The sequence below is a fragment of the Desulfovulcanus sp. genome (assembly GCF_982781345.1).
In genome coordinates, this window is sequence record NZ_CEYAEZ010000069.1 from 1 (window position 1) to 14,354 (window position 14,354).

Consider the following 14,354-nt stretch of genomic DNA (forward strand, 5'->3'; position numbering starts at 1 on the left):
TTTATTAGTTCTGTGTTTAGAATATGGAGTGAAAAGCTTGTTCAAGAGCAAGAGCCCTTTCTCCTACCTATAGTCCACACAAAACTCCAAATTCTAAACTTTAAAGATCAACCTTACAGGAGATAAACCAATGACCGAATTTCCACGTATGCATCGTCTCCCACCTTATGTCTTTGCTGTGGTGAATGACCTAAAAATGAAGATGCGCCGCCAGGGCGAAGATATAATCGATCTTGGCATGGGAAACCCTGATCTGGCCACGCCCAAACACATTGTGGATAAACTAGTTGAGGCGGCCCAGAAATCTGTGAACCACAGGTATTCAGTGTCCAGAGGAATTCCCAATTTGCGCAAGGCCATTTGCGATTGGTATGCGCGGCGTTATGGAGTAGAACTAGACCCTGAGACAGAAGCCATCGCCACCATGGGAGCCAAAGAAGGTCTTTCGCATCTGGCTCTGGCCATGCTCAGCCCTGGGGACGTGGTCTTTGCCCAGGACCCCACCTATCCCATTCATCCTTATTCAGCCATTATTGCTGGTGCAGATGTACGCAGAATCCCCATTGATCTGGATAGGGATTTTTTTGAAGACTTGTTAACAGCCACTAAACAAACTTGGCCCCAGCCCAAATTGCTTATTATTTGCTTTCCGCACAATCCAACCACGGCTGTAGTGGACCTGGATTTTTTTCAAAAGATTGTCGACTTTGCCAAAGAGCACAAGATGTACGTTATTCATGACCTGGCTTATGCCGATCTATGCTTCGACGGCTATCAGGCCCCCAGCTTTCTCCAGGCCAAAGGTGCCAAAGATGTGGGCGTAGAATTCTTTTCCATGTCCAAAAGTTATTCAATGGCCGGCTGGAGAATGGGCTTTTGTTGCGGAAACAAAGAGATGGTTCATGCCTTGACCAGAATCAAGAGCTATCTTGACTATGGTATTTTTCAACCCATCCAGATTGCATCCATTATTGCCTTAAATGGCCCACAGGAGTGCGTAACGGAGATTGTAAATGTTTACAAAGACAGACGGGATGCATTGGTAGAGGGTTTAAACAGGATAGGCTGGGAAGTAGAAAAACCCAAGGCCACCATGTTTGTGTGGGCCAAAATTCCAGAAGAATTCCGTCACATGGGCTCAGTAGAGTTCTCTAAGTTACTGCTTAAGGAGGCCAAAGTAGCAGTTTCTCCGGGCCTGGGTTTTGGGCATTATGGTGACGATCACGTTCGTTTCGCCCTAGTCGAAAACAGGCACCGCATCAATCAAGCTCTACGTGGCCTGAAGAAAGTCTTTGGAGGACAGGGTGGATAAAGAGGTTATTCGCATTGGCCTGGCCGGATTTGGCACTGTAGGCACTGGCCTGGCCAAGATTATCTTAGAAAATCAGGACTGGATCAAAAGACGGATCGGCAAAGAATTAGTTATAAGCAGGGTTTTGGTACGGGATTTAAATAAAGTCAGATCATTCATCCCTAGTCCGGAAACAAAGTTTACTAACAACCCGGATGACCTTTTAACCGATCCGGCTATCGATATCATTGTCGAACTAATTGGCGGCATTGAAGTCCCTTACGCAATCATCACGAGGGCTTTAGAGCAGGGAAAGTCCGTGGTCACAGCTAATAAGGCTCTTCTGGCCCTAAAGGGAAACGAGCTTTTTGAGTTGGCCACGCAAAAAAAAGCAGGACTTTATTACGAGGGCAGCGTGGCCGGAGGCGTCCCCATTGTTCAGACTTTAAAGGAAAGTCTGGCTGGTAATAAAATCAAATCCCTTACCGGAATCTTAAACGGCACGGCCAATTTTATCTTAACCGAAATGACGCTAAAGGGACTGGACTTTGGCGAGGCCCTGAGAAGAGCCCAAGAAAAAGGGTACGCTGAGGCTGACCCCACTTTAGATATTGAGGGTCTGGATGCGGCCCACAAATTAACGATTCTTATCCGCCTGGCTCATGGTCAGAACTATCCCTTTGATAAGTTACCCGTGGAAGGCATCTCCAGTATCCAGGCTACAGACATCGCCCTGGCCGCCGAGTTTGGCTATACCTTGAAACTAATTGCACAGGTCAAAGAAAAGTCCGGCTATATTCAGGCTGGAGTGTTTCCGGCGCTTTTGCCCAAGGATCATATCCTGGCAAAAGTCGACGGGCCGTTTAACTCTATCTTGCTCTACGGCAATGCTGTGGGCCCCATCATGCTTTATGGACAGGGGGCTGGAGATCTGCCCACGGGTAGTGCTGTGCTGGCCGATATTATGGCCCTGGCCAAAGAAAATTCAGAGCCCAACAATACTGGATTTTTAGAGGCAAGCCTTCCCCAAGCCAAAATCTTAGACCCTGAACTGACTGTATATGAACACTATTTTCGCTTTACGGTTTTAGATAGACCAGGCGTCCTTTCTGCCCTGTCCGGAGTAATGGGCGAATATAATATAAGTATCGCACAGGCTGTGCAAAAGACCAGCCCCTCAGGCAGGTCAGTTCCAATTGTATTTTTAACCCACAAGGCCCAGCTAAAAGACGTTCATGCGGCCCTAAACGAGATCAACAGTTTTAGTTTTGTTACTGCTCCTACAGTGCATTACAGGATTTTATCATGACCAAGATTCTATTTCTTGTTGCCGACGGCATGGGGGACTGGCCCCTGAAAGAGTTGGACAATAAAACTCCCCTGGAGGCGGCCGAGACTCCGACTTTGGATGAGCTGGCTAGAAAATCTGTAATGGGACTTTGTCAGACCATCCCCCAGGGAATGCCGCCAGGCTCAGATATAGCTAATATGGCATTGCTCGGCTATGACCCGGCTATTTATCATACAGGCCGGGGACCTATTGAAGCTGCAGCCCAGGGGCTAAAATTAAGCGCGGATGACCTTGTTTGGCGATGCAACCTGGTTACCCTTACCGGTCTTGGTCAAGGGGATAAAATGGTTGATTACGCTGCCGGGCATCTTGAAACTGACCAGGCTACTGCCTTGATTCATGCTCTCCAGGAAGTAAACAATAATAGCGAATTCGTTTTCTACCCAGGTGTGCAGTACCGCCATCTTCTGGTTCACAAAAACGGAATGCACACAAAAGCGGCGTCCATGCACATACGACCGCCTCATGATATTTTGGACGAACACATCTGGCAAGATATATTGAGTTTTCAAGAATATCCTGCCATGTGGGAGCTGGTAAGCAAAGCTTATGAGTTTTTGACAACCTCAGATAATCCAACACAGGCTACCTCTATTTGGCCATGGGGTCAGGGGCGACCGCTTTCCTTGCCCGCCTTTAGCGATAAATTCAATTTAAAAGGCGGGGTGATTTCTGCTGTTGATTTGATCAAAGGCCTGGGACGGGCAGCCGGCCTTTCGGTTATTGATGTACCAGGAGCAACCGGACTTTTGGATACTAATTATGCCGGCAAGGTAGCTTCAACTCTCAAGTTCCTGGAGAACGGTGATTTTATTTTTGTTCATCTGGAAGGACCTGATGAATGCGGACATATGGGAAATGTCCAGGATAAAATTGAAGCTATCAAACGCTTTGACCAACTCATAGTTGCCCCAATCTTACAGTCCTTGAAAGGTGAAGATTTTATCCTTGTGGTCTGCTGTGACCACCTAACACCAATAGCTAAAAGAACCCATGTTAGCGAGCCCGTGCCCTTTCTTATTTATAATTCTCAAAACGAGGTGCAGGGAGAGGATAAATTTTCGGAAAAGACAGCCAAAAAGACAGGATTATTTATTGAGAAAGGACACGAGTTGCTGAGCTCGGTGATTGGGAGCTAAGAAGTTAGTCGCCCCCTTCTCGCTGTTTTGGTCTCAACGACCTCAACAAAGGGCTAAAAAGCCTGTGGCAACCCCTATTTTAGCCGCTGCTTGAAAGTCTTGGTTTCTGAAATGCATTACAAACGGCTTGGGGAACCCATCTTAGGGAAGCTTGCGGAAAAACAGAGCATCGGGATGAATGGGCTAAATATTTTGCGATATTGACCATAACTATCGACAATCAAAAATATTCATTTATCCAAATTGCCCCATTATGCTCTGACCGCAAGCAAGCTTTAGATGGGTCCAAGTCTTTGTACCAGCATGAAAGAAACCAAGACAGGAATAAACCATGGAAATAAAGTTGATAAAAAAATTTGGGCACAGGCTCTAATGAAAAAAATAAGAGCGTTAATAGCAACCTCTAGTCCCTAGCCGTTTTTTAACTTAAAACTCAAATATAACATAACACAAACTCTATGAAGCCAAAGGAAAACTCAAAGTTTCCACAACCTGAAACCTGGCATGAGCATCGAATATCATATGGTGAGACAGATGCTATGGGAGTGGTTTATTATGCCAACTACTTGCATTGGTTTGAGATGGCCAGGAGTACTTTTTTGCGCGAAAGGGGCCTGAGCTATGTCCAGGTAGAAGAAAAAGGAATTTTTTTGCCGGTCCGTAAAGCAGAATGTCGCTATTTAGCCCCTGCCAGATTTGATGAACTGGTCTTTGTCCGTACAGGGATCGAAAAGTGGGGGCGGGCATCTCTTTTATTTGTTTATGAAGTGGTGGATGAGCAAAAAGACCGTGTACTGGCCTTGGGTAAGACCGAGCATGCATGCGTTAACAAGCAAGGCCGTCCCGTACCTCTTCCTGCCTGGTTGAAACAAATCTGCACACCTTCCTCTTAAAGTTCTCGATGCTGGATGTACATACCCATATTTTCCATCCAAAGGTTGCCCCCAGAATTTTGAAGGAGCTGGAAGTCCGCTATGGGATTTCTCCGGTAGGCTCAGGCTTGGCCGAAGATTTGATCGCACGGCTAAAAAAAAGCGGATTTTCAAAGGCTGTAGTACACACAGCAGCTACAGCCCCGGCCCAGGTTATTCCGGCCAACAATTGGTCCATTGAAATCAAAAAGAGATATCCTGAATTGATCCCTTTTGCCACTATCCACCCGGGATTTGACAGGTGGGAAAGGGAACTAAACAGGTTAGAGAAAAACGGGATCAAAGGGTTAAAACTACATCCTGATTTTCAGGGCTTCTGGTTAAATAACAAGCGACTCGGACCGATCTTTGAGGCCATTGGGGAAAGATTTTTTTTGATGATCCATATAGGAGATAGGTTGCCCGCCCATAAAAGTCCTTCCTGTCCGGTGAAGCTAAGACAAATAATCAAAGATTTCCCCCGATTAAAAATCATTGCTGCTCACTTAGGTGGTTATCTACAGTGGGACTTAGCCCTTGAGCATATTGTGGGCGAAAATATTTTTCTGGATACTTCCAGCTGCATCGATTTTATTCCTGAAGATACTTTAAAAAAAATATTGGCCCGCCACCCTAAAGAGCGGATTCTCTTCGGCTCAGACTACCCACTGTTTGATCCTGGCCAGGAGCTTGATAAACTCCTGAACCTCAAATTTTTGTCCGAAAATGAGATACAGATGATATGTAAAAATGGGGAAATAATTCTGCAGGGGAACCTATAACTTACAAACTAACTAACTATGCAAAAAACCGAAGAATTTAATCCATATATTGGGGCTGCTTTAATTATTTTCGTGACGACTTTAATCAGGTTCTGGTTTGTTTATACAGGTCAGACCAACTTATACGCAGATGAGGCCCAGTACTGGGATTGGAGCAGGACCCTACAGCTTTCTTATTACTCCAAAGGACCTTTAATTGCTTATGTCATCCGTTTCTGGACCCAAATCTTCGGCCCAACTGAATTAGGTGTGCGCTTTGGTGCGGTGTTCAATACGTTTTTGATGCAAATTATAATCTTTTGGTCCCTTACTAAAATCTGGTCCAGACCAAAACTGGCTTTCTATTCTTTGATTGTGGCCAATACTATGCCCTTATTTATTACCGCAGGCGTACTAATGACCACAGATAACCTGCTTATCCTTTTCTGGCTCATTGCCTTTTTTATCTTATACACAATTTTTACAACCAATACCGGCCCATGGGCTTATTTTGTCCTGGCCCTAGCATTGGGCTTAGGCATACTAGCGAAATATACCATGCTATTGTTTGTCCCTTTAAGCCTAGTCTGTGCCTGGTTAAAGGGGCGAAAAGCTGAGTTGCCAGCAAAGTTTTGGCCTCGCTTTCTCCAGTCTCTGATCTGTGGAACATGTGTTGGACTGTTGCCAATTGTTATCTGGAACATAACCCATGACTTTGCCGGCATAAAACATGTACTTTATCGCGGAAGCCTGGCCGGAGAAAAAGCCCGGACGCTACTACGACCCAAATATTTTCCTGAATATCTAGGTAGCCAGTTGGGTGTGCTTACACCTTGGTGGTTTGTCTTTTGTCTCATAGGAGCTGTTAAGGTGACCAGGGGACTATGGTCCAAAAAACTTCCCTTTGCCCTGAACAGGACGCAAGGGATAATACTAACTGTCTTTTTCTGGCCGATCTGGCTTTTTTTTCTTTTATTAAGTTTCCATGGCAAGGTAGAAGCCAACTGGTCAGCAACAAGCTACTGCGCCGGTATTGTCCTTACCACCCTGGCCTTTATTCAAACTAAGGGGTCTAAAAAATGGCTGTGGCCAGCTCTTGGCGGACTACTTTTTATTCTGATCTATGGAAACAACTATCTACCTCTCCCGGAAAAGCTGGACTTGACCCGGCGGATGAAAGGATGGGCAGAACTGGGCTTAACCGTGGATGAGTTGAAAAAGACAAAGTTTAATTTTCCAAAAAAGGTGTTTGTCTTCAGCGACACCTATGGGGTTACGGCTGAACTTTCATTTTATGTTCCTGGCCAGAAAAGAGCCTATTGCGTTAATACCGGCCGAAAATATAATCAGTATGACTTCTGGCCGGGTCCACTTGATAAAAAAGGTTGGGACGCCATCTTTGTACAAAAAGGTATAGAACATAAGGTGCCCCCTGAGGTAAAAAAAATGTTTGCCAAAATTGATCCCGGCCTTGTTCTTCACTCTACACATAAAGGCCGTCCCGGCCGGACTTTTACTATTTTTTGTTGTTATAATTATAACGGCTACTGGCCTGAAAGTAAAAGAGAGAGTTATTAACCTTTAACCTTTTTTTACCGTTAACTATGTATTTTCACACTCCTTCCTGGGACATGGCCCTGTTTACAAAAATCAATATGGTCTGGAGAAATACCTTGTTTGATTTTTTAATGCCTTTATTCTCCAGCAATATCTTTTTATGGTCCTTCGCTTTTGTGCTTCTTTTTATTTTTTTAATAAAAAAAGACAGAAAAAGAATCTGTTATCTTTTTATCATTGCTTTAAGTATAGGTCTTAGTGATTTTAGCACCAATTTTATAAAAAAAAGTACAGGCCGGATCAGACCGCTTAATCAATTGGCCGGGGTTAACTACTATGAAGATGGTGAGTGGAGACAAAGACCTCCTGACTTTACTGCAACCAAAAAAAGCGGGACATCGTATCCATCAGCCCACAGCGCCAATGCTATGACCGCGGCTACTCTGGCTGTTATTTTCTGGCCGAGGTCCAGGTTTTGGGTGTGGTTCTTGCCACTTGCAATCGGTTACTCACGCGTTTACCTGGGCAAACATTTTCCCACGGATGTTCTGGCCGGCTGGATATATGGCCTTTGCATAGGCGGGGCAGTATGGATGGCTCTGCAAAAACTCCGCCTCTGGCAGAAGCTAGTGCCATCAAATAGAGCAAAAAACGAATGACAGAAGTATATGGTCGCTCTTTAAATTAATTGGTTTCCCTCCCTGAGACCAGGGAGGGAAAAAGAGGGGTGGGTGACAAAAACAAATGAGTTGATGGGAAAACTAAATTTAATTATAATCCTGCTAAGGCAAAATTTATGAAAGCGATCTGTACCTGTTTTGGTACTAGGAATAGTTAGTTTCCATACCGGAAGCTAACTATTCCTAAACTTAAGGACATTCAATTAATGGCATCCTGAACATTCCATTTTAGTCTTGTTTTGCTTGTAGTTGGTAGCCTCTTCCTTTGTAGGCTTATAATATACGTACTGGAATGTCCCTTTAAAATACGCATTGAGCAACTCAGCAGTTTTCTTAGCTACATCTGCAGTAAGTCTGGCACACCTCTCTGAACGAAGCTTACTCTTGGCCCCTACATTTGCCGCCTCACACCAGTTCATAACTGAAGCATGACACAAAGGACTTCCCGCAACAGTTCTCACCATATCTTTTTGACCTGCTGGGATATAAATTGGCAATTCTACTTTTGAATACCAGGCCAAAAGCTCATTCAGCAACCCCTTATATTTTTTATACTCACCTACAACCAAGGCTATTGCTGCTGAAGCTCCATTTAGAGCACCACAAATTGTACCCCATCCAGCAACTCCTCCTCTTCCAAAAGTCATTATCTCTGTAGGGATAAGATTATATGGATGACCGACTTTTTCCCTAAGAGAACCAACAATGGCTTCAAAGGCTCCAAAAGAACAGTGATGTTGATAATAGCCTTCATAACCCTTTTTCTCTACTTTTTCCGGGTCTAGAGGACTGTAAGGAAAAGGGAGTTTTGGAGCCTTTGAAGACTCTGCAAGAGCAGATCCTGCCATTAAGTTTGTTGACAACAAAGTGACTCCCACTACTTTCCCACTGTTTTTTAAGAATTTCCTTCTATCCATTTTAACCCTCCTAATATATTATAAATTGCATATCTCTTGAAAAAATCTTTAAAAGAGATATGCTTATAGATATTAAAAACTAATCCATGCTTGCCCCTCTAGAACGGGCTAACCAGAAAACTTTGCGCCTAAATGAACAAGGTCGAAAGCAATAGGTATGCCATACTTTTCACCCTTTAAACCTATTGAAATTATTTGCTTTAATTTTTTAGCCCAGGCCCAAATGTAAACTTGAGTTTGCAGCCTGTATATTAATGGAAGCAATTTTTTGTGCTTTGTTTCACTAAGAACTTGGATTAAGTGGGCAAATTATTTTTTGCCTTTGAAAGGGAGGAAAGATGGACTTTTCAAGTCTAAAAAAACATATCCTGAATATTATTTTTTGGACCCCTGAGTCTCCCCATGCCTAAAGGCAGGGGCTTGCGCTGGCTGAGGTGCGGTCATAAACTTCACTCGTACTCAAGACTTGCCAATATTCATTAAAAGATTAAATAATAAGAGAAAGATCCTCTGACCATCCACAAAAGAGTATGACTCCGGAGGTCACACAAATGAATCGTGACACGCAATATTATTTTATTATCAGCTTATAAGGGGGCAATCATGGACATCTCTACAAGCCAAAGTGCCTTAAATGTCTTTTCTCTGGCCCAAGATATTACGGCCAACAATGTGGCCAATATTAACACGGATGAATACAAGGCTAAACGCTTGGACGTTGAAAACGCACCGGATGGACAGGGAGTACGGGCCCAAACTATTGTGGAAAGTACGGAGCCTGGTCCATTAACCAACCAAATCCAGCCAAGGGAAAACATTGACGGCCGCATCGAACAGCAAGAGGTGATAACTGAAGGTAGTAATACTGAAGTAAGCCAGGAAGTGACTCAAATGATAAAAAATGAACGCGGCTTTGAGGCCAACGTCCAAGTTGTGAGAACTTATGATCAGATGGCAGGGATTATTATTGATATGTTGGTTTGATTTTGGAGGATTTAAAAAAGCTACACCTCGCTAAAAAAACTTCCGGGAGCTATCAAACACTTTTAACCTAAGGGCACTCATCCTTACTTTAGCGCCCTTTAGGCACTATAATGACAAGCGGGATAACCACAGGATCTCGACCTAATATCTTGCGAAAAAATCGGCGCAAAGAGGAGCGAATACGATCTTCAAGCTTTTTGGTCTGACCAGGAGGAATATTTTCAAAGATATCCAGGACAATACACTTGGCATCTTCTAGCACATGGGCAAACTGCTGTTCAAATATGAAACCTTTGGACATCAGGTTCGGCTCCATAACCATCTCTCCCGTATCCTTCTCAATAACCAAAACCACAATAACCAGACCCTCACCTCCCAGAATCTGCCTCTCTCTAAGTACAGTCTGGCCCACGTCGCCTACACCTTTTCCATCCACGAGAATAGATTCAGCATAGATATCTTCTTCAAAACGAATGGAATCTGTAAACAGAGTAAGCGGGTTGCCATCTTCTAAAATTATAGTCCGTTCAGGAGCTACCCCACATTCCTGAGCGAGCTGACAATGCTTGACCAGATGTCTGTACTCACCATGCACAGGGAGAAAGAATTTAGGCTTTACAGTCTTCAGCATAAGCTTAAGTTCTTCCCGGTGGGCATGTCCCGAAGCATGTATGGCCCTGACTTTCTCATACAATACTTCAGCCCCCAGGCGATACAGGTTGTTGATCACCTTGGTTATGGCCTTGGTATTGCCAGGAATAAACCTGGAAGACATTATCACCGTATCCCCTTTATGCACCTTAAGCTGCCTGTGCTCTCCTAAAGCCAGACGGGATAGGGCCGATAAAGGCTCACCCTGGGAACCGGTAAGCAAAAGCACCACCTCATCATCGTTTAATTTAAGAACATCTTCCAACTTCCCATAATTATCCTCAGAATGACGTAGAAAACCCAATTCTGTGGCAATATCGATATTTACAGCCAGACTTTTACCGCTGACTGCAACTTTTCGCCCAAACTCCCCGGCCAGATCAAATACCTCTTGAATACGCTGGATATGACTGGAAAATAAGGTGACCAGAATCCGTCCTTTAGACTGGGCAAATATGCTCCGCAACGACTCTTTTATCTCTCTCTCAGTCAGGGCAAAACCATCGCGCTCCACATTGGTAGAATCTGAAAGCAAAAGCTTCACCCCTGAGGCTGAAAAGCGGGCAAAGGCTTCCAGGTCCGTGGAATGGCCATCTAGGGGATGGCGGTCAATCTTAAAATCACCTGTATGCACGATTTTGCCCACTGGTGTTTCTACACCTAAGCCAAAGCCTTCAATGATGGAGTGACAGACAGGGAAAAAATGAAATTTAAAATCACCCAAAGTTAATTCCTGTCCACCGGAAACCGGGACCAATTGCACGTACTCCAACAAGCCATATTCCCTGAGCTTGTTCTCCACTAGGCTCAGTGTAAACCGCGAACTATAGATAGGCGCATCTACATAGGGCATCAGCCAAGGCAGGGCTCCAATATGATCTTCATGGCCATGGGTTAAAATTATCCCTTTTAACTTATCCTTTTTTTGCACTATAAAATCCAGTCGAGGAATAACCACATCAACGCCAAATAAAAAATCTTCAGGAAACATTATCCCGCAATCTATCACAACCATAGAGTCTTTTGTCTCTAAAACCATACAATTGAGCCCTATCTCGCCCAATCCTCCCAAAGGAGTCAAAGTAACAAATTTATCTTCACTGGTCATTGCTAACTCCGATATCCATTAAATGATGCGCCTGCTAAAACTCCGTTTTTGCAGGCTGAGTTCTTGGTTCAAAGCCCAATGTTTTCAACTAGATATGCTCTTACATTTTTGTCAAAAAAACAACTTTTTGAGTTTTTGCAATCAAATTTTAAAAAATCAATGTGTATCCGGAATCCGTAAGAATTAACACAGCCAGGATTCTTGCTGCAATCCGGGGCTTTTGGAAAACAGCGAAAACTGTCTGACCGAGTTAGGCAGGCTTAATTAAAATCTTTTTAAATCGTAAGCTCCAAAATTCGCTTAAAAACCCGAATATAACGCCCCTTAAATCCAATAAATCGTGTTAAAGATTTTAATTTAGGCTGCCTTCGAGGGAGTTTTTTTCACCTGTTTGACAAAAGTTCCGGATTGCAAAAAGTCAATAAGCAAAATTTCATCATTTTCATGGATTCAGGGTGTATTATTTTTTAGTTAATCAATTTACATCAAAAGCACAAGACAAGCATGCTCAATTTAAAATCTGGAGTTTTGGCCCAAAAAAAAGACCCTGCAAGCAGGGCCTTTTTTAACGTAAATTATTTTACCGCGAAATACCTCTCGCGGACTCTGTGTAAGTTTTCTTCTGTAGCGTACCAGTAGCAATATGAAAGTTTAATTTATTCTTCCTTTGCCTTACTCTCTTCAATGATCTTTTCAGCAATAGGTGGAGGACATTCCTCATAGTGATCAAATTCCATGGTAAAGGTGCCCTGTCCACCGGTCATAGACCGCAAGTCCTGAGCATACTGTAGCATCTCAGCCATAGGCACATGGGCTCTGATTTCAGTAATGCCATTGTCTGAATCTGAGCCAAGGACTTTGCCCCTTCTGCTGGAGATATTACCAATGACATCACCCATGAACTCATCAGGCACATAGACAGAGACACTCATGATTGGTTCAAGAAGTACGGGCTTGCACTTTTCAACCGCCTTTTTAAAGGCCATTGAACCGGCAATTTTAAAGGCCATTTCAGATGAGTCCACGCTGTGATATGAACCGTCATAAAGGGTGACCTTAAAATCTACTACCGGGTAACCAGCAATAACCCCTTTTTGGGCTGCTTCCTGAATACCTTTATCCACGGCAGGAATATATTGTTTTGGGATGGCTCCACCCACAATCTGGTCCACAAATTCATATCCTGCGCCGCGAGGCAAAGGTTCAAGCCTGATCCAACAATCACCGAATTGACCGCGGCCTCCAGTCTGCTTTTTATATCGTCCTTGAACTTCAGCCTTGCCTTTTATGGTTTCCCGATAAGGGATCTTGGGCGTTTTCAAGAGGATGCCTACCTTATACCTTCTTTTGGCCTTTTCCACAGAAAGTTCAATATGCAATTGCCCCATACCTGAAAGGAGCATATCCCCGGTTTCGTCGTTGCGGGTAAGTGAAAGGGTTATATCTTCATCCAAAAGTTTTTGCACCGCAGCAAATACCTTGTCTTCTTCCCCCTTTTCCTCAGCAGCAAGAGCATAAGAAAGAATGCACGGCGGAATTTCAGGCTTTTTGAGTACAAACGGCGCCTTTTCATCGCACAGGGTATCGCCTGTGGAGGTATTCTTGAGTTTAGCCACAGCAACAATGGCTCCCGGGCCTACTTCCTCTTTGACCGGAATCTGTTTTTTTCCCTCAAAGGCCAAAAGTTGACCCAGTTTCTCTTTGGTGTCTTTCAAAGGGTTGGCAACAGTCATATCAGAGCTGAGTTTCCCAGACAAAACACGCATGACGCTAAGTTGTCCGGCAAATGGATCAACTATGGTCTTGAACACAAACCCAGCAAAGGGTTCTTCCACACTGGAAGCCCTTTCACTCCCATCCTCACCAATCCAGGGCTTATGTTCAAGAGGCGAGGGAAGAAGCTGCTGGATGGCGTCCAAAAGTTTGCTCCCGCCCTTATTTTCCAAAGCAGCCCCAACACAAACAGGGACCAGTTCCCTGCTTAACACTCCGGCACGCAAACCTTTGTACATCTCCTCAGGGGTCAGACTACCTTCTTCAAGATATTTCTCCATCAACTCTTCATCGCTTTCAGCAATATTTTCAATCATCATCTCTTGCAATTCCAGGACCTTATCCTGCATCTCGGAAGGCACATCGCCTGGTGTCAACTTGCCATCTTCAGCAAAGAAATAGGCTTTGTTTTCCAGAACATCCACAAGGCCTTTAAAATTGGCTTCCGCCCCAATGGGTAGATATAACAATACAGGCTTGATGCCCAAAATATTGGTCAGACCATCATAAACCATATCAAAATCAGCCCGTTCGCGATCCATTTTATTCACAAAAACAATAGCAGGTAAATCTGCCCGCTCAACTTCTGACCATACCTTTTTGGTCAAAGGCTTAACACCATCAATGGCATCAACTACAAACACGACGCCATCTGCTCCGGTCAGAAGATAACTTATGTCACCGATAAAATTATTATCTCCCGGGGTATCAATTAAGTAGTGGGTATTTTTCTGCCATTTATACGTGGCAAATCCAGGCTGAACGCTACCTCTTCTCTTAATTTCCTCTGGCTCAAAATCCAAACAAGTGGTTCCCTCTTCAATCTTGCCCAGCCTATTTATAACTTTCGCGTTAAACAAAATCATTTCTGCCACAGAAGTTTTACCTGTTCCACCATGGCCAACCAAAGCAAAGGTTCTTTGTTTTTCTAGCTTATCCAGCATTAATTTGCCCCCTTTATCATTTTTATTGCGGTCAGTTCCGCTCTATTCGAAACCATAGTTACCCAAGCACCCCTGACTTCCCACAAATTCGCGTAAAATATTGTAGACAGAGTAGGCCTGACTGACTAATCCAAGCCTAGGCTCGGCCAGGCCAAAAGGTCCCATTTTGACTACCTGATTAAAAATACTGGTTTCTTGAAAGCATTGCAAAGGGCTGGGCAACCCATCTTGGCGAAGCTTGCGGATAAGCAGAGCATCGGGATGACAAAGCTAAATATCTGGGACTA

12 protein-coding genes are annotated in these 14,354 nt (G+C 44.0%); 8 read left to right on the plus strand and 4 right to left on the minus strand.

Annotated elements, in window-relative coordinates:
- Positions 1–130: 130 nt before the first annotated feature.
- The 7 genes from alaC to AC3WVG_RS09945 all read left to right on the plus strand — a co-directional run bounded on the left by alaC (position 131) and on the right by AC3WVG_RS09945 (position 7,669).
- Positions 131–1,312: an alanine transaminase gene (gene alaC, locus AC3WVG_RS09915; protein WP_488797970.1), complete on the plus strand. Its 1,182-nt coding sequence runs from the start codon at positions 131–133 to the stop codon at positions 1,310–1,312.
- Positions 1,305–2,600, plus strand: coding sequence for a homoserine dehydrogenase (locus AC3WVG_RS09920; RefSeq protein ID WP_488797971.1), 1,296 nt, complete (start codon positions 1,305–1,307; stop codon positions 2,598–2,600). Before alaC ends, AC3WVG_RS09920 begins: the two co-directional genes overlap by 8 nt.
- Positions 2,597–3,781 (plus strand): cofactor-independent phosphoglycerate mutase, encoded by a 1,185-nt coding sequence (locus tag AC3WVG_RS09925; RefSeq protein ID WP_488797972.1) that lies wholly within the window; start codon positions 2,597–2,599, stop codon positions 3,779–3,781. The genes AC3WVG_RS09920 and AC3WVG_RS09925 overlap by 4 nt, the downstream gene beginning before the upstream one ends.
- 458 nt (positions 3,782–4,239) lie before the next feature.
- Positions 4,240–4,674: an acyl-CoA thioesterase gene (locus tag AC3WVG_RS09930; RefSeq protein ID WP_488797973.1), complete on the plus strand. Its 435-nt coding sequence runs from the start codon at positions 4,240–4,242 to the stop codon at positions 4,672–4,674.
- An 8-nt stretch (positions 4,675–4,682) separates the two neighbouring features.
- A complete protein-coding gene (locus tag AC3WVG_RS09935) occupies positions 4,683–5,474 on the plus strand; it encodes an amidohydrolase family protein (RefSeq protein ID WP_488797974.1) in 792 nt (263 codons plus the stop codon).
- An 18-nt stretch (positions 5,475–5,492) separates the two neighbouring features.
- Positions 5,493–7,031 carry an ArnT family glycosyltransferase gene (locus tag AC3WVG_RS09940; RefSeq protein ID WP_488797975.1) on the plus strand — a complete coding sequence of 513 codons (1,539 nt, stop codon included), beginning with the start codon at positions 5,493–5,495 and terminating at the stop codon, positions 7,029–7,031.
- A 95-nt stretch (positions 7,032–7,126) separates the two neighbouring features.
- The gene (locus tag AC3WVG_RS09945) at positions 7,127–7,669 is read left to right on the plus strand and encodes a phosphatase PAP2 family protein (RefSeq protein WP_488797976.1); all 543 of its coding nucleotides are present in this window, start codon (positions 7,127–7,129) and stop codon (positions 7,667–7,669) included.
- 224 nt (positions 7,670–7,893) lie between these two features.
- Here the strand turns inward: AC3WVG_RS09945 and AC3WVG_RS09950 are convergent, their stop codons facing one another.
- Positions 7,894–8,607, minus strand: coding sequence for a C-GCAxxG-C-C family protein (locus AC3WVG_RS09950; protein WP_488797977.1), 714 nt, complete (start codon positions 8,605–8,607; stop codon positions 7,894–7,896).
- 603 nt (positions 8,608–9,210) lie between these two features.
- On the opposite strand from AC3WVG_RS09950, the gene AC3WVG_RS09955 reads away from it, so the two are divergent.
- The gene (locus AC3WVG_RS09955) at positions 9,211–9,591 is read left to right on the plus strand and encodes a flagellar basal body rod C-terminal domain-containing protein (protein WP_488797978.1); all 381 of its coding nucleotides are present in this window, start codon (positions 9,211–9,213) and stop codon (positions 9,589–9,591) included.
- 88 nt (positions 9,592–9,679) lie between these two features.
- Here the strand turns inward: AC3WVG_RS09955 and AC3WVG_RS09960 are convergent, their stop codons facing one another.
- From AC3WVG_RS09960 to AC3WVG_RS09970, 3 genes are all read right to left on the minus strand, one after another.
- A complete protein-coding gene (locus tag AC3WVG_RS09960; protein WP_488797979.1) occupies positions 9,680–11,350 on the minus strand; it encodes a ribonuclease J in 1,671 nt (556 codons plus the stop codon).
- 656 nt (positions 11,351–12,006) lie between these two features.
- A complete protein-coding gene (gene fusA / locus AC3WVG_RS09965; protein WP_488797980.1) occupies positions 12,007–14,067 on the minus strand; it encodes an elongation factor G in 2,061 nt (686 codons plus the stop codon).
- A 42-nt stretch (positions 14,068–14,109) separates the two neighbouring features.
- A complete protein-coding gene (locus tag AC3WVG_RS09970; protein WP_488797981.1) occupies positions 14,110–14,232 on the minus strand; it encodes a hypothetical protein in 123 nt (40 codons plus the stop codon).
- Positions 14,233–14,354 lie beyond the last annotated feature (122 nt).

Bases quoted from the DNA above. Each gene is read 5' to 3' on its own strand.
- alaC (WP_488797970.1), top strand. From the start codon at position 131: ATGACCGAATTTCCACGTATGCATCGTCTCCCACCTTATGTCTTTGCT.
- AC3WVG_RS09925 (WP_488797972.1), top strand. From the start codon at position 2,597: ATGACCAAGATTCTATTTCTTGTTGCCGACGGCATGGGGGACTGGCCC.
- AC3WVG_RS09930 (WP_488797973.1), top strand. From the start codon at position 4,240: ATGAAGCCAAAGGAAAACTCAAAGTTTCCACAACCTGAAACCTGGCAT.
- AC3WVG_RS09935 (WP_488797974.1), top strand. From the start codon at position 4,683: ATGCTGGATGTACATACCCATATTTTCCATCCAAAGGTTGCCCCCAGA.
- AC3WVG_RS09940 (WP_488797975.1), top strand. From the start codon at position 5,493: ATGCAAAAAACCGAAGAATTTAATCCATATATTGGGGCTGCTTTAATT.
- AC3WVG_RS09950 (WP_488797977.1), bottom strand. From the start codon at position 8,607: ATGGATAGAAGGAAATTCTTAAAAAACAGTGGGAAAGTAGTGGGAGTC.
- AC3WVG_RS09955 (WP_488797978.1), top strand. From the start codon at position 9,211: ATGGACATCTCTACAAGCCAAAGTGCCTTAAATGTCTTTTCTCTGGCC.
- AC3WVG_RS09960 (WP_488797979.1), bottom strand. From the start codon at position 11,350: ATGACCAGTGAAGATAAATTTGTTACTTTGACTCCTTTGGGAGGATTG.
- fusA (WP_488797980.1), bottom strand. From the start codon at position 14,067: ATGCTGGATAAGCTAGAAAAACAAAGAACCTTTGCTTTGGTTGGCCAT.
- AC3WVG_RS09970 (WP_488797981.1), bottom strand. From the start codon at position 14,232: ATGGGACCTTTTGGCCTGGCCGAGCCTAGGCTTGGATTAGTCAGTCAG.